Raw genomic sequence first — 18,675 nt, 5'->3', positions numbered from 1 at the left:
CCCGACGGGGGACGGACGGCCGGCTCGCGGCAGGGCCGCGTCTGCGGCCTCCGGGTCCCGCCGTCACCGCCAGGACTCGCGCATATAGCCCTTCGCGCGACGCACCAACTCCGGGTACCGCCCGGACACGTCATGGCTTTCGGAGGGGTCGGTGTCCAGGTCGTACAGCTCGTACCGCCATCCGGGGCCGGGAGGAGTGTAGTTCTCTGCGGGTGCGAACCCGATCGCCTTCCACCGGCCGAACCGCACCGCCGCCGCGGCGTCGCGGCCCCGTCCGTGCTCCAGGGCACGCTGGCGCCGGGTGCTGCCGGCGTGCACGCGCGCCCAGTAAAGGTAAGGACGCTCCGGCAGCGCGCCCTGGCCCGTCAGCGCCGGGCGCATCGACATCCCGTCGAGGCCGGGCGGCACAGGCGCTCCGGCGAGATCCGCGAGCGTGGGCAGCAGGTCGTAGTGCGCGATCGAAGCGGTGCTCCGTTGCCCGGCGGTCGCCGCCAGAAGCCTCGGCGACCAAGCGACGAAGGGGATGCGGATGCCGCCCTCGTACAGGCTGCGCTTGTAGCCGCGGAACGGGCCCGCCGCTGCGAAGAAGTCCGGGTCGACGCCCTTCTCCTCATGCGGTCCGTTGTCGCTGGTGAACACGATGACGGTGTCGTCGGCCAGGCCCAGTTCGGCCACCGTGTCGATGACGCGGCCGGCATAGGTGTCGAGAAGGCTCACCTGGGCGGCGTGCGCCTTGTCGGGGCCGCTCCACTCCTTGTCGGCGTAGGCGCCCAGATCGGGGATGGTCGAAGGTGCGTGCGGCAGGGTCGGGGTGAGCATCAGCAGGAAGGGGGACGACGCGGCGTCGCGCAGGAAGCCCATCGCCCTGTCCATGATCACGTCCGGCCCGTAGAGGTCCCCTTCGTCCCCTTCGTTGCCGTCGAGCGGCACGCTCCGCCTGCCGTCCCACAGCCGCGCGGGGTAGTAGTCGTGGGCGGCGTGGTGGGTCAGGTAGCCGAAGAAGTCGGTGAAGCCGTGCGAGAGGGGATGGTCGGGGCCGTCGCTCTCAGGTCCGAAGCCCCACTTGCCGAACAGGCCGGTGCGGTAGCCGAGGCCGGTCAGCACGGACGCGAACGTGGGGTCGGCGCCGAGCGGGAGGTCCCCGTGGCGTGGCGGGTTGCGGCGCACCGCAGTGTGGCCCGAGTGCAGCCCGGTGAACAGCGACGCCCGGTCCGGCGCGCACACCGGCGAGGAAGCGTAGGCCTGCGTGAACATGAGGCCTTCGGCGGCCATCCGGTCGATCCGCGGCGTCGTGATCTTCCGCTGCCCGTAGGCCCCGATCTCTCCCCAGCCGACGTCGTCGGCCAGGATGACGATGAAGTTGGGACGCCTGACCGCGGCCTGGGACGGCCTCGGAGCGGCGGACTCGGCAGGATGCCGGGGCCACAGCGCCAGCGCTGCCGCACCCGAGGCGACCGCTGCGCCGCCCAGCAGGAGATGCCTTCGCTTGACAGCCGCCTTAGGCAAGGCGTCGCCCTCGCGCAGGCCGGAAGAGGCGGTGCGGCATGATCGCTCCAAGGGAAGGTCCTGTGACGCTCACGCCCCAGGAAAGATGGTTCGCCAAAACAACGCCGACCAGACTTCCCGGCACACCGAAAAAGACCTTATCTCCCGAATCGGCGCAGTGCTGACAGACCGCATGCCTCCGACGACATTCCCGCGGCACAGAGGCAGGTCCGGGTCTGCAGTCTGATCGGCTGCTCAGCCGATGAGGCCGATGGCGGCCGGGAGAGTCAAGGCGAGCGGGATGCCGACGAAGAGGGCCACCGTCCCGCCGGCCCTCGCTGCCGCGCTCGCCTGAGCAGGCGTCGCACCCATGCCCACCAGCACGGCGCGCATCTCGGCGTAGTAGCGGCTCTTGTGCGGGACCGCCATGACGACGACAGGGAAGTAGAGCAGCCCGGCCGATGCCGTCACCGCCAGGCCGAGCCACCGCACACCCACCCCATCAGCGAGCCGCACCCCGGCCAGACCCACGACCAGGTAGGCGGCCCCGGACACCACCTGCAGCCCGACCGCCAGCAGCGCCGCACACCCCGCACCGCCACCGGCCGCCCGCAGAAGAGGCCGCCACAGGACAGGACGAAGACGCCTGCCGGAGAACTCTCCCCACAAGCCGAGGAACAGCAAGACGTAAACCACCACAACCGCCATACGCCCCATCCTCAGCCGGACGGCCTTCCCGTGCCAGGGCCACAGCCCGAACTCCCATGCTGGGCCGACCGCCTGCATCGAGGCCGGCGGGGAACCAGCCACCCGCTGCGCGGCGTCATTTCATCGATCAGGAGGCAGGGGAAGGCGACGAGCGAGATCGCTGCTGCGCGCCCGGTCGCCGGAGGACGAGCCGGGCGCTCTGCAGCCGGCAGGGAAGGTCATCCCCTCCTGAAGGAGGCGCGGGGTGGGCAGGGGCCGCCGGGGAACTGCTGGAGTCGTCCGCCTTGGGTGACTGCCCCGCGCCCTCACCCGCCACCATCAAGAACGCCACCTGCAGCGCCAACCGACGCCAGCCAGGGCTACCGACCCCCAATGAGACACTGCGGGTCCCGGTGGGCCCTGGTGGCAGTGCATATCGCGAAATCTGGCATCTGCCCGGTAGCCGCCAGCAGCCTTTCTAGTGATCGAAGTTGGCGCAACAGCTGTGGTGCAAGTGAGGGTCGGTTGACTACTCCGCCTGGGAAGGTGAGCTGCATCGACAGACAGAATCGAATGCCTGTGGCCAGCATGAACCCTGCAGAGCTGGCCGTCGACCGGCTCGAGCCGGAGAACCGGGCCGGTATCCGCACGGCTGACCAGCAGGGGCGGACAGGCCCGGGCTCAGGACGCGGCGGCCGGATCGGGGAAGGGGCACAGCCCCGGCATTGTGGACGTATTCGCCTGAGGTGAGCCGCCGCATCCCCAGACCGGGAAACGTGACCTGCTCGACGGCCGTCATCACAGCCTCCCGAAGGCCTCAGCCACCCGCATCAGAACGGCCAGTCACGGTGGGAGGCGCACGCCGGGCTCCTCAACGTGACTGGCCATCCCTATTGCTGCTCAAGCCCCGGGGTGGCGCCGGTACCGACTCCGTGATGAGACGGGTCGGCCCGCGCGGGCCGGGAGCGTCAGCGCTTCATGAGGGCGAAGACTCCCCAGCCGAGGTACTCACGCAGGTAGCGCGTGTAGCGGGCGGGCTCGTTGGCGAGTTCGTCCCGTACCTCGGCGGCCATGTCGTCGTCGGGGTTCTGGTCGAGCCAGCGGCGCATGCTGAGCCACTGGGCCGCGGTGTAGCGGTCCCAGCTGTCCTGGTCGGCCAGCATCATCTCCACGACGTCGTAGCCGAGGTCGCCGAACTGCCCGATCAGGCCGTGCAGGGGCAGGAAGTCGGCGATGGCGGTGGCGTGGCAGGCTTTCGCGGTCTCCTCGTCCGGAGGGGTCCGACGCCAGTAGGGCTCGCCGATCAGCATCATGCCGCCGGGGCGGAGGCTGCGGTCGAGCAGATCGACCGTTCCTGCGACGCCGTTTCCGATCCAGGCGGCGCCGACGCAGCAGGCCAGGTCGACGGGCTCGTCGGCGACGTGTCCGGCGGCGTCGCCGTGCACGAACTCGACCCTGTCGGCGACGCCGAGTTCGGCGGCGCGGGCCTGGGCCTGCTCGGTGAACAGCGTGCTGATGTCGACCCCGAGGCCGGTGAAGCCCAGGTCGCGCGCCCAGGTGCACAGCATTTCGCCCGAGCCGCTGGCCAGGTCGAGCACGCGGGTGCCGGGGGCGAGGCGCAGGGCCGCGCCGAAGGCGGCGAGCTTCTCGGGCGTCAGCGGGTCGTGGATGCGGTGGCCGCTCTCGCGGATGGTGAAGATACGGGGAAGGTCCATGACCAGATTCCTTTCCGTCATGCCTTGAAGTTCGGGGACTGCTTGATGGCGCGGCGCAGGCGCGCGCCCTGCTTCTTCGGCCGCTCCAGCTCCGCGCGCAGCCGCGCGTCGGTGCGGGAGGCGGCGTGGGTGTTCTCGCGCTGAAGCCGGTGGTAGCTGTCGAGTCGTCGCCGGGTGAGAAGGCCGTCCTCGACGGCCGCCAGGACGGCGCAGCCCGGTTCGGTGGCGTGGGCGCAGTCGGCGAAGCGGCAACCCTGCGCCAGCTCGGTGATCTCGGCGAAGGCCTGGTCAAGGCCCTCGTCGGCATCGTGCAGGCCCACGCCGCGCAGGCCCGGGGTGTCCAGCAGGACCCCGCCGTGGGGAAGGGGCAGCAGCTCCCGCCACGCGGTGGTGTGGCGGCCCTTTCCGTCGCCGTCGCGTACCGCGCCGGTGGCCAGGCGGTCCTCGCCCAGCAGACGGTTGCCGAGGGTGGACTTGCCCGCTCCCGAAGGCCCGAGCAGGACGACCGTGCCCGACAGGACCGCGTCGAGGACGTCAAGGCCCTCGCCGGTGGCGGCGCTGGTGATCAGCACCTCCACCCCCGGGGCCACCGCGGCCACCTCGGCCGCCGCCGATGCGGCGTCGGCGGAACGGTCGGCCTTGGTGAGCACCACCACGGGCATGGCGCCGCTCTTCCAGGCCAAAGCGAGCATCCGCTCGATCCGCCCGTGCCTGAGCGGGCCGGCGAGCGAGACGGTCACCGCCACGGTGTCGACGTTCGCGGCCAGTACCTGGCCTTGGGAATCGCGCGAGGCCGTGGAGCGGACCACGGCGGTCCGGCGCTCCAGAACCTCGACCACGGTGGCGGAGGACGCCTCGGTGCCCGGACGGACGGCGACCCAGTCGCCGGTGCACGGCGTCAGCCGATCACCGCCGCCCGGGACGACCGCCGCGCGGACGGGCCCGGTCTCGGCGACGACGTCGCACAGGCCGCGCTCGGCCCGCACCACACGGCCCGGCACCAGTCCGGCGGCCCGCGACAGGGTGAAGGAACGCTCACGTTCGGAGTCCCAGCCGTAGTCGGCCAGTGTCAGAACGCGCGTGGGGGAAGAAGAAGGTTGGTGTGAAGTGGGTTGATGAAACAACGTGGAGACCCTTGAAAGGGGGCCTCGCCGGACGGCGGCCGTGCCGGAACCACTCCCCTCAGGGAGGAAGGCAGGCGAAGGTCAGGCAGAGACCCGGAAGGTGAGGATGGTCCGGGCGCCGCGCACAGCGGTCGTCTCCACGACAGACATCAACTCACCTCTCTCATCTCCGTAAGCGACCAGAACGTCACTTCCACCAAAACTGTACCACCCGCCGTGAATGTCGTCTGACCGGTGACGTGGCGCAGGCGGCATCGCTCGGCAAGCCCCGCCTCTACGGAACGGTCGTTTCCGGGACGACCTAAGTCCAGAGCATGAACTTCCCGGTCAGCGCGTCGACGGCTGAGGTCGCACCGTAGATGAGGGCGCCCAGGTAACTGATCGATTCCTCCGGCGTCGCCTCCAGCGCTTTGGCGAGGTCGTCGTCGTGCCCGGTGTCCAGCATCTGCTGGGGATAGTCCGCGATGAAGAGCGACGGTTCGTTCCTGGCTTCTTCCAGCAGTCGGCGCAGTCGCGCGGGTTTCACCTTGGTGGCGATCACGGGGTACTTCGAGATCCCCGCGTGCCGCACCCCGCTGGCGTCCACGAGCCAACGACGGCCCATCAGGTCCCGGTCGGCGTGTGCGCCGAGCGAGGCGCACAGGTGGCCGGTGACGTTGAGCGCCACCCCGGCGCTCAACGTCGAGGCGAGCACCACTACCGCCTTGTTGGCCCGGTAGTCGTAAGGCTGGTCCACTGACTGGGGTTCCTCGATGCCGTGCAAACGTTCCTCATCTTGATCTAGCCGATCTTCATCTACTGTTCTATCGGGCTTCGCCGCCGTCGTCACGTTCGGCCCTGACTCGCCGCCGCGGTCGGCCCCGGCGACGGCTCTGTCAGGGGCGAGCGGCTCTCGGTCTGCCGGTGGCGGGCTGCGTCGACCTGATGCCCGGGGAGGCCGGGCGGGGCGGGCGGTTCAGGAGCGGTCGGGTGGGGGCGCTTGTTGAGGAGGAGGAGACCGGCGATGATGACGAGTCCGCCGATGACCGCTGCCGGCCGGGGGTGTTCGCCGAGCCAGAGGTAGGAGATGCCCAGGGTGGCGACGGGAACGAGGTAGAGGGCCGCGGTGGCGGTGGTGATGCTGAGCCGCGCGACGGCGTACCCCCACGCGACGAAGCCCGCGGCCGAGGGCAGAAGGCCGAGGTAGACGGCGGCGGCGGTCGATCCGGCCGGGGCGTCGAGAAGGGCCCGGAAGGTGCTGGGGGCGAGTGGGACGAGCAGGGCCGTGCCGGCCCAGGTGGCGTAGGCGGCGACTTCCAGCCCGGTGTGACGCCGGAGCAGGGGCTTGATCGTGAGGTGGTAGACGGCCTGGCTGAGGGCCGCGCCGAGGACGGCCCAGGCTGCCGCGGTGTACCCGTGCTCCTTGCCGGACACCGCGATGAGCACCGCGCCGGTGAGCGCGACCAGTGATCCTCCGGCCTTGGCCCGGGTGAGCCGCTCCCCGGCGAAGCACACGGCCAGCAGGGCGCTCATCGCGGGGACGGCGGCCACGATCAGGCTGGCGGTACCGGCGGGCACATGGACCTCGCCCCAGTTCAGGAGCAGTTGGTAGGCGCTCATCCCGGTCACGCCGATCACGGCGATGCGCCAGAGGTCCGCGCGGGCGGGGCGTCTCACTTTCAGCACGGGGGCGGCGGCCGCCAGGGCGGCGGAAGCCACGGCGAGACGCAGGAGGGACAACTGGGCCGGCCCGAGACCGTCCAGGGCCACCCGGATCGCGGGGAAGGCGGAGGCCCACAGCAGCACGGTGGCGGCCAGGGCGAGCAGGGTCTTGTCGAACTTCACCCCATCGAGCTTGCCGGGTAGAATCCATTAGGTCTAGTTACCTTTTATTCCTCTAAACTTAAATGGATCTTTCTTGTTGGATGTTCGCCGCCTCCGCGTGCTGGCCGAGTTCGCCGCTCAGGGAACCGTCGCGGCCACCGCCGAGGTCCTCCACCTCACCGGACCGGCCGTCTCCCAGCAGCTGGCCGCGCTGGAACGGGAAGCCGGCCTGCAGATCCTGGAGAAGCGGGGACGGACCCTGCACCTCACCGCCGCCGGACAGCGCCTCGTCGACCACGCGCGGATCGTCCTCGGCAGCCTCGCCGCGGCGGAGTCGGACCTGGCGGCGCTGCGCGGAGGCGGACACGGCACCGTCCGCATCGCGGCGTTCGCCTCCGCCGCCCGCACCCTCGTCGCCGGCCTGTGGCCGGCCCCCGGCACCGCACCGGACCCCCGGGACCCCGTCCTGCACCTCACCGAACACGAACCCCCCGCCGCCGAAGCCGCGCTCCTGCAACGCCAGGCCGACCTCGCCATCACCCACTCCTACAGCCTGCTCCCGCGCCCCCTGCCGCCCGGCTGCGAACGGCGCGCCCTCTTCGACGAACCGGTCCACCTCGTCATGCACCCGGCGGACGCCGCCAGGCACCACCTCTTCCCAGGCGACCCGGCGGACCTGCGCGACTTCGCCGACGCCCTCTGGCTGCTCCCCGACACCCGCACGGCCTGCCACGAGATGACCCAGCGCGCGTGCGGCGCCGCCGGTTTCGCCCCCAAGGCCGCGGCCGTGGCCGGCGACTTCGCCGTCCTGTCCGCCCTGGCCAGCCGCGGCGCGGGCGTCGCCCTCATCCCGCACATGGCCCTGCCACCGCACCGCCCGGACCTCAGCGTCCACCCCCTGCGCGTCCCCGTGCACCGCAGCATCCACGCCCTGTACCGGTCAGGAACCGCACAGGACCCCGCGATCCGGAACGTCCTCGACCGCCTTCCCACGAGCAGCGGCTGAGACAACACCTCCGGGTCGATCAGGCCCCGAGGTTCCAGCCCTCATCCGGAGCATCGGCAGGGACTTCGACCAGCATCGCCTTCGCTGAACAGACCCGGACGGGACCACCCCCGCGTGCGCGGGGAGCACGGATCGGCTGACGTGGCCGTCTACCGCTACCAGGGACCACCCCCGCGTGCTGGGATGGTCTTTCGATGCGGCAGCCATCATCAGTCTTCGTCGATGCCCGACAGGACTGAGAAGGAAGTGAGGTGGCGCAAGTAGCGGCGGTTGCCACGGATGTCGAGGTCCCCGGTCGCTGTGACGCGCAGTCCTTGGTCGTGTGCTCGGAGGGCTCTGGTGTAGTCCTCACGGATGAGCTCGACACGCACTCTCCGTGCGATGCCGGTGTCGTCGTCGACTCCGTGGATGACGACCTCGCCGGGGCCTGGTCCGTTGTCTCTGGCCAGTCGGATGACATGCCCAGTGACGGTGACTCCGGTTCGGGGTTGCCTCGTTCGCAGGTACTCGGAGGCTTCCTTGAGGATTCGCTGCTGACCTGGTGTGATCCTGAACAGGTCTGGAGCTCGTGTGGTTCCCGAGCGCGGTGAGAGCACGAATCTGACTTGGTAGCTGTCATGTTCGGGCCCGCCGAGGGCAGACAGCGCCGCGAGCTCTGTGGCGTTCGCGACTGGGCGCTCAGCGAAGGCTGCTATCTGCTCAGATCCCTCTGAAACTTTGGACGCCAGGTGCTGCGCTTGGCGGGCTGCGGACAGCATGCGCTGGGAGACTCGACGGCCGAATGGATCCCGAAGAGCGAGCGTGAGCTCTTCTTGCCCGGCGAGCTCACATCGGGTTTGAGGCTCTGGGTAGCCGTCCTCCAAGGGGAGGGACAGGCAGAGTACGAAGCTTCCCGGCTGGGTGGAGAATCGGGCCTTGGCGGCGAAGGTCTCGGCTCTTTGGGAGCGGCGATTGGGCAGGACCAGTGCTGAAGCGCCGGCAGCTGCTGAGGCGGAGGCGACCACTAGCGCGCGCAGCGCGTTGATGGCCGCGAAGGCGAGTTCCAGTGGCGCCTCCCCGGGAGGTAGATCCGGGGTAAGGCGGACGGCGATGCTATCGGCACCGCCGATCACGATGTCGTCGATGACCTCGCGGGGCAGCCGGCGCTCGCTGTAGGCGAGAACCTTCAGAGCCTCTTGAATGCGGTCGGAGAAATCGACCACGTTCTCGCGGACGGGAAGCACGAGCTGGAGGTCGTCGGCGTCGGGACTGCGGGGTCGCCACAGAGTGGTCCGCTGATCTTCGTCTGCAAGCGTCCAGCCTGCGCTACGCAGGTACCTGGTCATCTCCTCCAGGCCAGGCGCGGACATGGCGTCCCTCTCGCGATCGTCTGACATGTTCACAGCTGGTCCCAAACGTTGAAATCGGGTACCGGTGTCGACGTCCTGACGCCGAACGTGCCCAACATCCGTTTCAAGCCATCTTCGTCCAATGCGTTCTTCGCTGGAAGGCATACGACCTGGGTTTGACGGTTGATCGTGGCCGGCCGGCCTTCCAGGGAGACCCAGACGCCATGCCCGACAAGCAGGGTGCCGTCCCTGCCCAATCGGATGCGTTCTCCGTCCTTCGACAGCCCGATCACGGCCAGAATCCGACGAATGGAGTGGTTGCTCTGGCGGAGGACCTCATAGGTATCGACGTCGAGGTCGTAGCTGAAGTCGCCGTTCGCAGTCTTGCGAACCCCGTCCGTCGTCTTGACCTGAACGAGGACGGACGGGCTCCGCGTGCCGTTCAACTCGCCTGGATATGACAGGAAGACATCGGCCTTCTGGAGGTCGAGAGATGTCGGCCGACCGTGGAGGATCCCACATCCCGCTGCAACCGCCTCAAGCCATGCTTCACCGAAGTCGCCTTGCAGCAGGTTCTTATCCTGGGTCCGCACCCTGGGATCATCGCCTGAGCGGGATCGAGCGTGCAGCGAAACCGCTAGATCCGAGAGCCTCACCCGTGATCGACGCGACCAGCAACGCCGCACCAGCGCTCGAGTGCGGCGGCTTCGGTCGGCGCGGTGCGGACGGGTTCGAGGGCTTCGGCGAGCCGGTGCCGGCAGGGCACGTAGCGGAACGTGTCGCGCAGCAGGTGGACGATGCATGTTCGCACGACAGCCTGCGGCCAGGTGCCGTTGATCGCCGGCCGTCCCACTCCGACCGGCCGTGGCCGCCGCCGGTGACGGCGAACTCGCCGTACAGCCGCTTCGGGTCGTCAGGATCGGGCACCTTGATCCGGACTCCTCCGGCCCGGACGGCTTCCCGCAGGGAGCGTTTCGTGATCGCGGGGTGTACAGGATCTTCCCGTGGGCGGGTGTCAGAGGAGGACGTTCAGGGTCGCTTTGTAGCCCGTGGTCGCGGAGCCGGTGACGGTCGCCAGTTGGAGGTCATGGCCGTCGGAGAAGATGGTGTCGGATTCCAGGGTGATGCCGGGGAGGCTCTGGGCGGCGGCGGAGTAGCCGGTGGTGGCGTAGGCCGCTTCGCATACCGCTTCGGGGAAAGCGAGCTGGGTGATTTTGGTGGGGGTGGCGGGGGCCGTGGCGGAGTTCAGGGATGCGTAGATCTCGAAGTGGATGTGGGGCCAGCGGCCCGGGTAGCAGCCGGGGAAGATCGTGGTGAAGCCGAGGGTGCCGTTCTTGTCGGCTTCCTGGACGCCGCGGAGGTAGTTCTGGGCGGTGACGCCCTCGGAGTACATCGAGTAGCGGCCCTCGCGGTCGCAGTGCCAGAGGTAGACGGCGGCGCCTGCCAGCGGCCTGCCGCTGTCGGTGAGGGTGAGTTCGAGGGTGAGGGGGATGCCTTCGGCTGTGCCGACGGAGCCGCCGAAGCTGGTGCGGATGTCGGAGCGGACGATGCCGGAGCGGGTGAGGATGTCGGGGCCGTTGGAACCGTCGGCGGGGTAGGGGCCCGCGGTCTCGTCGGGGATCTCGCCTGCGGCGGACGGTTCGGCGCCGTCGTTCGGTGGGGGAGGTGTTCCGGGGAGGGCGGGCGTGGCCGGGAGAGAAGCGGGGGGCTCCGGTGCGCAGCCGATGAGGCCGGTGAGGACCGCGCCGCCGAGGAAGGTGAGCATGCCGCGGCGGGCGAGGAGGGTCGAGAGGTCATGGGTGAGGCCGCGGTCGTGGGCTTCGGTCATGGGGAGTCCGTTCGTGGTGTCCAGACCGTCAGCTTGGTGAATCGGAGGGTACCGGCGGGGTGGGCGGTCAGGACGGAGGAGCCCAGGGCGATGCCACCCGCCTTGATCTCCCGGTCGGTGGCTTGGTGGAAGGGGACGCCGTTCAGGTAGAGGGTGAGCGACGCGGAGTCGGCGACTGCGGTGAGGACCGATTTCGCGGGGACGGCGACGGAGCGGGACTTCCTGGAGGTGAGGACATCATGTCCCTTGTCGGTCCACTTGCGGGCGAAGCCGCCGCCGTCGCCGCAGATCACGAACTCGTAGGAGAAGGGTTCGCTGCGGCGCAGGACGAAGGAGGCGCACCGGGTGCCGGTGAGGGTGACGGTGGTGCTCACGGCCACGTCGTCGTATTGGTCCTTGGAGATGGCGCAGGAGGTATCGGAGCCGGGCTTGAGGGCGGCGTCGAGGAGGTAGGAGGAAGCGGAGGCACCGGACGTGCGGCAGTAGTCGGGCGCCTGGTAGGTGGCCGGGGCGTGGGCGGTCCACCCCTCCGGGACGCCCGGCGGCAGGGCCGGGCCGGTGGGGGTCGGGGTGCCGGGGCCGGCGGCGGGGGGAGCTCCCGTAGTGCCGGTCTTGTCTGCGCCGTCGGTGGCGAGCGCGTAGCCCAAGGTGGCGACTGTGGCGACGGCCACCGCGGCCGAGACGGCCGCCGCGATCCCGGATCGCGAGCGCTTGCGGCGCGACGGAAGCGTCGGGTCGGAGCGCGGGGCGGCGGACCGTCCGGTGGGCACGGTGTTGCGGGCGGCCCGGCCGAGCAGTGTCCCGGCCAGCAGCCGGCCCGAGTGCGGCCGGTCCGCCGGGTCCTTGGCGAGCAACTGGGCGATGTGCGCTGAGAGGTCGGCGGGGAAACCGGGGATGACCTCGGTGAGCGGTTGCGGTACCGCGTTCAGGTGCTTGTACAGCATGGCGGGCACCGAGTCCGCGACGAAAGGCGGGCGGCCGGATGCGAGGGCGTACAGGAGGCAGCCCAGGGCGTACAGGTCGGCGCGGCCGTCTACGGGGTCGCTGCTGAGCTGTTCGGGGGCCATGTACGAGGGGGTGCCTATGGCGCCCTGGGTGAGCGTGCCGGTGTGGGCGGCGAGGCGGGCGACGCCGAAGTCGCAGATCTTGAGGTCGCCGTCGCGGTGGACCATGACGTTGGCGGGCTTGATGTCGCGGTGGACGACGCCGATCTCGTGGGCGGCGCCCAGGGCGTCGGCGAGCTGGGCGCCGTAGTCCCGCACGATCTCGGGCGGGAGACCGTCCGGGTGCCCGTCGAGGATGCTCTGGAGGTCCTCGCCTTCGAGGAACTCCATGACGATGAACAGCTGCCGGGTCGTCTCGTCGAAGCCGCTGTCGAAGACGAGGGCGACGCCGCGGTGGCGCAGCGGCGCGGCGGCGGCGGCCTCCCGCTCGAACCGCCGCCGGGCGGCGGTGTCGGACGCGCGCTCCCTGGCGAGCACTTTGACCGCGACGGTGCGGCGGAGCCGCAGGTCGGTGGCCCGCCAGACCTCGCCCATCCCGCCCTCACCGACCAGCGCGTCGAGCTGGTAGCGCCCGACGAGAGCGACTCCCTGTGCCATCCCCGACATGTTCGGCCTCCTCGGGCTCCGGAGAAGATCTCCGGCAAGATCATGCCATTTCGGCGGCCGGACCGCGCTGGTCATGGCAGACGAGACCCTCACGTATCGCGATCTCGCGGCCCGGGTCGAGGAGGTAGGACTTCGGGCGGGGCGGCGGCTCGTCCTGCTCAGCGGCACCAACGTCGTCGAGACCGCCGTGTGGTACCTCGCGGCGCTCGCGGGCGGGCATCCGGTACTGATCGGCGGGGTAACGCACGCCGAGGCGCTCGGCGAGATCCACGACCCCGACGTCCTCGTGCCCGGCGACGGCACGACCGTGCACCGGCGCGCGGAAGGACGGCATGATCTTCATCCGGAACTCGCCCTGCTGCTCAGCACATCGGGTTCGACGGGATCGCCCAAGCCCGTCCGGCTCTCGCACGACAGCCTCCGGGCCGACGCCGATTCCATCGCGAGCCATCCGGAGAACAGCCCGGACGACAGGGCGATCACGACGCCGGCCCCACGGCGAAGTCGGACGGTTCGGTGTACGGCACGAAAGATGTTCCCGCGGTTTCACGGACTCGCTGGTGCGGAGATCGGGCTCGGCGGGCGGGCGGTGGTTTCGAACTGGACGGCGTCGATGAACAGAACGGTCTGGACCCCTTGAGTTCTATCGGTGGTTGCGAACGTTCTTGAGGAGGACGTTCGCGTCGGCTGCTGAGCGCCCTGGCTCAGGATTCCTTAGGTCTATGGTTATAAGGACTGTGGCTCTATCTCGGGGGTGATCAAGCCGGGGCAGGTGTTCGACCGGGACTTCGAGTGGCGGCATCTGACGGCGTTCGTGGAGCGGAGGAGCGATCGGCCGCAGTTGGCGGTGGTGAGCGGGCGGCGGCGGATGGGCAAGACGTTCCTGCTGGAGGCGCTGGCGCGGGAGGCGGGCGGGTTCTACTTCGGGGCGACCGAGGCGACCGAGACCGAGTCGCTGATGCTGTGCGGTTCGGCGATGTCGGTGGTGGGCCGTCTGCTGGCCGGGGCCGCGCCGTTGAGGGGACGCGCGAATCTCGAGCTGGTGGTCCGGCCGTTCGATGACCAGATGGCCGCCGGGTTCTGGGGAGCGGCGGATCCGGCTCTGGCCGTTCGGTTGCATGCCGTCGTGGGCGGCACTCCGGCTTACCGGCGCTTCGTGAATGACGACGCGCCGGAAGGCCTCCCGGATTTCGATGACTGGGTGCTGCGGACCGTCCCGGATCCGGGAACACCGTTGTTCCGTGAGGCCCGGTATCTGCTGGACGAGGAGACCGAGGCGCGTGATCCCGGTCTGTTCCACTCGGTGCTGTCGGCCGTCGCCCACGGTCGCTCGTCCCGGGGCGGGATCGCGGATTACATCGGGCGCAAGAGCACCGACATCGGCCACCCGCTCACCGTGCTGGAGGACTGCGGGCTGCTGCGCCGCGACCCGGATCTCTTCCACTCCGGGAAGTCCCACTACCGCATCGCCGAGCCCTTGATCACGTTCTATCAGGTGGTCATGCGCCCCCAATGGGGCTTGCTGGAGAGCGGCCGCGCGGGTCTCGTGTGGAGCGCGGCCAAAGCCCGCTTCGCCTCGCAGGTGATGGGCCCGCACTTCGAGGAGCTCTGCCGACAGTTCGCCGTCACCGACCGCGCCACAGAACTCTGGGGAGATCTGCCGGCGGAGGTGGGCTCGGGCGTCCTCACCGACCACAAGACGCGGGCGAAGCTGGAACTCGACGTCGTCGTCCTCGCCCAGGCCGACCCGGGGGAGCGCAGGAGGGTCCTGTCCATCGGTGAGGCGAAGTGGGGCAAGGTGATGGGAGCATCCGATGTCGCGCGCCTTGCCCGTGCCCGCGACCTCCTCGCTGAACGCGGCTACGACACCACTGGCACCAAGCTGGTTTGCTACAGCGGCGCCGGCTTCGCCGACGATCTCGTCGATCCCCCGGAAACACCGATCCCTGTCGGGATCTCCGACCTCTACTCCTGAGGCACCGATCCGTTGAGGCCCGGGTAAGGGAGGTATGGCTGGTGTGCTGCTGTTCAAGTGGCCCGGGGCGTGAGAATTTCATTCTGCTTCCATGATCGTCAGGGGCGCGGGCCCGTCGGGCACGGCCCAGCGACAGGACAGACCGGAGAAGACCCCTCGTGTCCCCCATCCCGCTCTCGTCCCGCGAAAGGCACAGGTTGCGGTCGCCGGCCGCGGCGCTGCTGCAGAACACCGCCGTCGGCACCGTCACCGCGGGCGAGTTCACCGGCGCCACCGCCGTCATCACCTGGATCTACCCCCTCGCCAACCCCCTCCAATGCCTGATGCCAGGAGGCCTCACCGTCCAGGACGGCACCATCGCCGTCCAGATCACCGGCCTGTGAACCGAAGCGACCGAAGCGAGGAATCGAGCGGGCACCGCATCGCGGAGCACGCTCCGGCCGGTGACACGAGGAGCCGGCCTTGCGGTTCTGCGGGCCGGTCCATCACCGCCCGCGGCATCCCGGTCCGCGGACCGTCCGCGCTCCGGGGAGAAAAGGAGTCCTGATGCGTCTGCGTTCCCTGCTGTCGACGCTCGCGCTGGCCAGCGGTCTGATCGTGGCGATCGCCGCCCCGGCCTCCGCCCATCCGACCCTGACCGTGACCGCGAGCCCGACCACCGTCGTCGCGGGAACGACGACCACGATCACCATCAGCGGGACCTCCAACGGCAACTACTCCGGCGCCCGCATCGACGTCTCCGCCACCGGGGGCACCGGCGGCACCACCGGGTCGCTGCCGTCCTTCACGTCCATTTCCTCCTTCGGCGGTGGCGTCACCTCCGCGACCGAGGTCGGGTCGGTCGACCGGCTGGCCCTGCCGAACCTGACGAACGGGCAGGCGTTCAGCTACGACCTGACCGTCACCGTCGAATCCGGCACCGCCGCCGGGACGTTCACCAGCCGCGCCCAGTTCTACACCTCCGGCGGCTCCACCACCGGAGCCGTCAACGGCCCCGTCATCACCGTCACCCCCGCCGCCCCCGACCTGAACGTCGTCAAGATCAGCTCGGGCTACAACGCCCTCACCCAGGTCCTGACCTTCAACGCGTGGGCGTTCAACATCGGCACCGGCACCGCCACCAACGTCACCGAAACCAAGACCGTCAGCCCCTCCGGGCTCCTCACCTCCGCCATCGGCCCCGGCTGCACCGGCGGAGCCGACAACGAGACCTGTCCCGTGAACGACGTTCCGGTCGGGGGTCTAGCCCAGAGCCCCTTCTCCCGGACCGTCAACCTCCTCGCGCTGGGGACATACACCGTCACCCTGACCTTCGACACCACCGGCGACACCGACCCGAGCAACAACACCGCCAGCTGGACCTGCACCGTCCTGACCGGCCTCATCGTCAACTGCGTCTGACCCACCACAACAGCGCCTCCGGCCCGACCGCACGCCGGGCGGGCCGGGCGCGCCCCGTTCGGTTCACCGGCCGGTGATCTGGAGGGCGGTGCACGACGGCGGCCGCCCGGCGGAACAGTGCCTGATGGTCGGCCTCGCAGGCGACGAAGCAGTCGCCCTGGTCGTCGATCAGGGCCAGGTCGGCCCAGCCGCGGGAGACGACTGCGCGGCGGTCCTGCGCGCGGATTGCCTCGCTGGCGATCCGGGCGACGTCCTCGGGATCGCGTATGGGCATGCTGCCGAAGCCCACGTACACCGGTGGTGTGCCGGCGGCAGCGATCTTCTCCTTCGACGTGATCACCTTGTAGCCGCCGCCGAGCAGATAGGCGTCAGCGAGGAGCCCGGCGACGATCCATAGAGCGAGGTTCATGAAACCTTCTCCTCGCAGGAGTACGGCGGATTCCGGTCGTGTGGGGGCGACTCGCGTGTGCGCGGCCCGGCCCAGGATCGAATGGCCCTGGGCCGGGCCCGCCATGCGTCCGGCGGTCAGCTCGCGACGTCGGCGAGGGCTCCGGGCTCGTAGGAACCGCCCTGGTTGTTCAGGATCACGCCGAGGCGGTTGGTCGCGTTGATCATCGCGACCAGGGAGACCAGCGCGATGGTCTGGTCCTCGTCGTAGTGCTTGCGCACCTGGGCCCAGGTCTCGTCGGACACGCCCTGGTAGGCGTCGGTGATCCGGGTGCCCTCCTCGGTGAGCGCCAGCGCCGCCCGCTCGGCCTCGGTGAACACGGTGGAGTGACGCCAGGTGGCGACCAGGCCGAGCCGGGTCTGGGTTTCGCCGCGAGCCGAGGCGTCCTTGGCGTGGATGTCGGCGCAGAAGCCGCAGCCGTTGATCTGGCTGGCGCGCAGCTGCACCAGCTCCTGCGTCGCCTTGGGCAGCGGCGACTCCTGGATCACCAGGCTGACGGCATAGATCCGCTTGCCGATCTTGGCGCCGATCTCGGTGTCGAACAGGTTGGCACGGGGTTCCATGATCGCGTCCTCACGGGTGCGGTTGTGCGCCGCGCGGATCGTCCGCGCGGCGTCCTGACGACCACCAGATGCCGGTCCTCCGGTTCATGTGACAGGGCGGCGATGTGACGTAGGCCACCGGCGTCGGGTGTCACAAGGCGGGGCGGGGCGGCATCTTGTGTGTGACACGGACGAGAGCGAACAGGCAGGAGCGGGGAATGAGCGAGTGCAGCGAGCGAACCACCGAGGAGCGCCTCGCCCGGGACGGCCGCGTGGACTCCGCCACCGAGACGTTCGTCGCCCACCGCAATCTGCTGTTCACCGTCGCCTACGAGATGCTCGGCTCGGCGGCCGACGCCGAGGACGTCCTGCAGGAGACCTGGCTTCGCTGGGCCGACGTCGACCTCGGCACCGTGCGGGAGCAGCGCGCCTACCTGGTCCGGATCACCACGCGCCAGGCGCTCATCAGGCTGCGGACGCTTCGCCGCCGCAAGGAGTCCTATGTCGGCCCCTGGCTGCCGGAACCGCTGCTGACCGCGCCCGACGTGGCCGAGGACGTCGAACTGGCCGACAGCGTCTCGATGGCGATGCTGCTGGTCCTCGAGACACTCGCGCCGACCGAACGGGCGGTGTTCGTCCTGCGCGAGGTCTTCGACATCTCCTACGAGGAGATAGCCGAAGCCGTCGACAAGACCCCGTCCGCCGTCCGCCAGATCGCACACCGGGCACGGGCCCACGTCGCGGCGCGCCGGCCCCGCGCCGTCGTCTCCCCGGACGAGACCCGCGACGCGCTCACCGCGTTCCAGCGGGCGATCGAAACAGGTGATCTGCAGCGCCTGCTCGACATGATCGCGCCGGACATCGTCCTGCTCACCGACGGCGGCGGGGTCGTGCAGGCCGCGCTGGCTCCGGTCATCGGCGCCGACAGGGTGGCCGATGTGCTGGGCAGGATCGACACCCAGATGGTGCTGCAGCCCGCCCAGGTCAACGGCTACCCGGCGCTCGTCCTCCGACGGGGCGGCGAGATCGACACCGTCATGGCGGTACGCATCGACGACGGCCTCATCACGGGTCTCTACGCCGTGCGCAATCCCGAGAAGCTGTCGCGTATCGACCGGGAGACCGCGGTGAGCCGCTGAGCACGAAGCGAAAGCTCCGCCGACCGCTCCGTCGGGCGGAGCCGGGGGAGAAGCGGCGGCGTGGTCGGGGCTTGGGCAGCAAGGGAACGGCCGGTCACGTCAAGGAGCTTGATGGGGGCTCTTGACGTGACCGGGCGTTCCGGGGTCGGCCGAGGGGTACAGCGGACCACCTGGGCCTGCGCGGAGTGAACCCTTGCTCGGTCATGCCGCGGGGACGAGTACCGGTCATGGGCTTCCTTCCTGGGCAGGACGCTCGCCGGCCGGTCGAGCGTGTTCAAGGAGCTGGTCATAGACCGCCGCCCGGGGATATCGGCCAGGGCGGGCTGGTAGCGCATCCCGAGCAGGTGGACCAGGCCGAACACGATGTCGGAGTAGGAGCCGGTGTCGGTGACCAGGACCTCGGGTCGGGTGCCGCCGTCGCGCCGAAAGGAGACGTCGATCATGTGCAGGGAGTCGCGGACGGTGCCGGTGACGACCTTCCCACCCAGCCCGGCACCCTGGTCGTTGATCATGTTGAGCCAGGTGACGCCCCGTTCGCGCCGAGTGGCTGGTCGTCGACCTCACCGACCCGGAGGCGACGCCCG

Annotated in this window: 18 protein-coding genes and 2 pseudogenes; 6 read left to right on the top strand and 14 right to left on the bottom strand. The window is 69.9% G+C overall.

Features of this window, described 5'->3' with window-relative positions; genetic code table 11:
• Positions 1–63 precede the first annotated feature (63 nt).
• The 6 genes from EDD29_RS26150 to EDD29_RS26125 all read right to left on the bottom strand — a co-directional run bounded on the left by EDD29_RS26150 (position 64) and on the right by EDD29_RS26125 (position 6,835).
• Positions 64–1,506, bottom strand: coding sequence for an arylsulfatase (locus tag EDD29_RS26150; protein ID WP_170201581.1), 1,443 nt, complete (start codon positions 1,504–1,506; stop codon positions 64–66).
• A gap of 234 nt (positions 1,507–1,740) precedes the next feature.
• Positions 1,741–2,193, bottom strand: coding sequence for a hypothetical protein (locus EDD29_RS26145; protein ID WP_123666935.1), 453 nt, complete (start codon positions 2,191–2,193; stop codon positions 1,741–1,743).
• Between the two features lie 947 nt (positions 2,194–3,140).
• Positions 3,141–3,887, bottom strand: a complete 747-nt coding sequence (locus EDD29_RS26140) for an SAM-dependent methyltransferase (RefSeq protein ID WP_123666934.1) — start codon at positions 3,885–3,887, stop codon at positions 3,141–3,143.
• 17 nt (positions 3,888–3,904) lie between these two features.
• Positions 3,905–4,888 carry a ribosome small subunit-dependent GTPase A gene (rsgA, locus tag EDD29_RS26135; protein WP_246053028.1) on the bottom strand — a complete coding sequence of 328 codons (984 nt, stop codon included), beginning with the start codon at positions 4,886–4,888 and terminating at the stop codon, positions 3,905–3,907.
• Between the two features lie 424 nt (positions 4,889–5,312).
• Complete coding sequence (locus tag EDD29_RS26130; RefSeq protein ID WP_170201579.1) at positions 5,313–5,747, bottom strand: DUF2000 domain-containing protein; 435 nt, start codon at positions 5,745–5,747, stop codon at positions 5,313–5,315.
• Between the two features lie 89 nt (positions 5,748–5,836).
• On the bottom strand, positions 5,837–6,835 hold the full coding sequence (locus EDD29_RS26125) for a DMT family transporter (RefSeq protein WP_123666932.1): 999 nt from the start codon (positions 6,833–6,835) through the stop codon (positions 5,837–5,839).
• A gap of 73 nt (positions 6,836–6,908) precedes the next feature.
• Here EDD29_RS26125 and EDD29_RS26120 point away from each other — a divergent pair, with 73 nt between their 5' ends.
• Positions 6,909–7,820 carry a LysR family transcriptional regulator gene (locus EDD29_RS26120; protein WP_123666931.1) on the top strand — a complete coding sequence of 304 codons (912 nt, stop codon included), beginning with the start codon at positions 6,909–6,911 and terminating at the stop codon, positions 7,818–7,820.
• 209 nt (positions 7,821–8,029) lie between these two features.
• Here EDD29_RS26120 and EDD29_RS26115 read toward each other — a convergent pair whose 3' ends face one another.
• The 5 genes and pseudogenes from EDD29_RS26115 to EDD29_RS26100 form a co-directional block, all read right to left on the bottom strand.
• Positions 8,030–9,196: a hypothetical protein gene (locus EDD29_RS26115; protein ID WP_246053438.1), complete on the bottom strand. Its 1,167-nt coding sequence runs from the start codon at positions 9,194–9,196 to the stop codon at positions 8,030–8,032.
• 2 nt (positions 9,197–9,198) lie between these two features.
• Complete coding sequence (locus tag EDD29_RS26110; RefSeq protein ID WP_246053026.1) at positions 9,199–9,741, bottom strand: DUF4365 domain-containing protein; 543 nt, start codon at positions 9,739–9,741, stop codon at positions 9,199–9,201.
• 80 nt (positions 9,742–9,821) lie between these two features.
• Positions 9,822–9,998: pseudogene (locus EDD29_RS47165) on the bottom strand (transposase); the annotation flags it as partial.
• Between the two features lie 165 nt (positions 9,999–10,163).
• On the bottom strand, positions 10,164–10,976 hold the full coding sequence (locus tag EDD29_RS26105; protein ID WP_211359904.1) for an intradiol ring-cleavage dioxygenase: 813 nt from the start codon (positions 10,974–10,976) through the stop codon (positions 10,164–10,166).
• Positions 10,973–12,577, bottom strand: a complete 1,605-nt coding sequence (locus tag EDD29_RS26100; RefSeq protein ID WP_170201578.1) for a serine/threonine-protein kinase — start codon at positions 12,575–12,577, stop codon at positions 10,973–10,975. The genes EDD29_RS26105 and EDD29_RS26100 overlap by 4 nt, the downstream gene beginning before the upstream one ends.
• A gap of 82 nt (positions 12,578–12,659) precedes the next feature.
• Between EDD29_RS26100 and EDD29_RS26095 the strand changes: the two genes are divergently transcribed.
• The 4 genes from EDD29_RS26095 (at position 12,660) to EDD29_RS26080 (ending at position 15,962) form a co-directional block, all read left to right on the top strand.
• A complete protein-coding gene (locus EDD29_RS26095; protein ID WP_170201577.1) occupies positions 12,660–13,226 on the top strand; it encodes an acyl-CoA synthetase family protein in 567 nt (188 codons plus the stop codon).
• Positions 13,227–13,340: 114 nt separating this feature from the next.
• Positions 13,341–14,561 carry an ATP-binding protein gene (locus EDD29_RS26090; RefSeq protein ID WP_211359903.1) on the top strand — a complete coding sequence of 407 codons (1,221 nt, stop codon included), beginning with the start codon at positions 13,341–13,343 and terminating at the stop codon, positions 14,559–14,561.
• Between the two features lie 158 nt (positions 14,562–14,719).
• Positions 14,720–14,944, top strand: coding sequence for a hypothetical protein (locus tag EDD29_RS26085; RefSeq protein ID WP_148086102.1), 225 nt, complete (start codon positions 14,720–14,722; stop codon positions 14,942–14,944).
• Positions 14,945–15,107: 163 nt separating this feature from the next.
• Positions 15,108–15,962, top strand: a complete 855-nt coding sequence (locus EDD29_RS26080; RefSeq protein WP_123666926.1) for a DUF11 domain-containing protein — start codon at positions 15,108–15,110, stop codon at positions 15,960–15,962.
• Here EDD29_RS26080 and EDD29_RS46445 read toward each other — a convergent pair.
• The gene (locus tag EDD29_RS46445) at positions 15,949–16,371 is read right to left on the bottom strand and encodes a glycosyltransferase (protein WP_211359902.1); all 423 of its coding nucleotides are present in this window, start codon (positions 16,369–16,371) and stop codon (positions 15,949–15,951) included. The genes EDD29_RS26080 and EDD29_RS46445 overlap by 14 nt on opposite strands.
• Positions 16,372–16,487: 116 nt before the next feature.
• Positions 16,488–16,973 (bottom strand): carboxymuconolactone decarboxylase family protein, encoded by a 486-nt coding sequence (locus EDD29_RS26070; protein ID WP_123666925.1) that lies wholly within the window; start codon positions 16,971–16,973, stop codon positions 16,488–16,490.
• Positions 16,974–17,170: 197 nt separating this feature from the next.
• Between EDD29_RS26070 and EDD29_RS26065 the strand changes: the two genes are divergently transcribed.
• Entirely contained in the window at positions 17,171–18,091 is a 921-nt protein-coding gene (locus tag EDD29_RS26065) for an RNA polymerase sigma-70 factor (RefSeq protein WP_123666924.1), read from the top strand.
• On the opposite strand, the pseudogene EDD29_RS26060 reads toward EDD29_RS26065, so the two are convergent.
• Positions 18,028–18,618, bottom strand: a pseudogene (locus tag EDD29_RS26060) (Tn3 family transposase); the annotation flags it as partial. The gene EDD29_RS26065 and the pseudogene EDD29_RS26060 overlap by 64 nt on opposite strands.
• Positions 18,619–18,675: the final 57 nt, after the last annotated feature.

It is taken from the genome of Actinocorallia herbida, from assembly GCF_003751225.1.
Lineage (GTDB): Bacteria > Actinomycetota > Actinomycetes > Streptosporangiales > Streptosporangiaceae > Actinocorallia > Actinocorallia herbida.
Note: the sequence above shows the minus strand (reverse complement) of the source record. Positions and strands in the feature narration are given on the sequence as shown.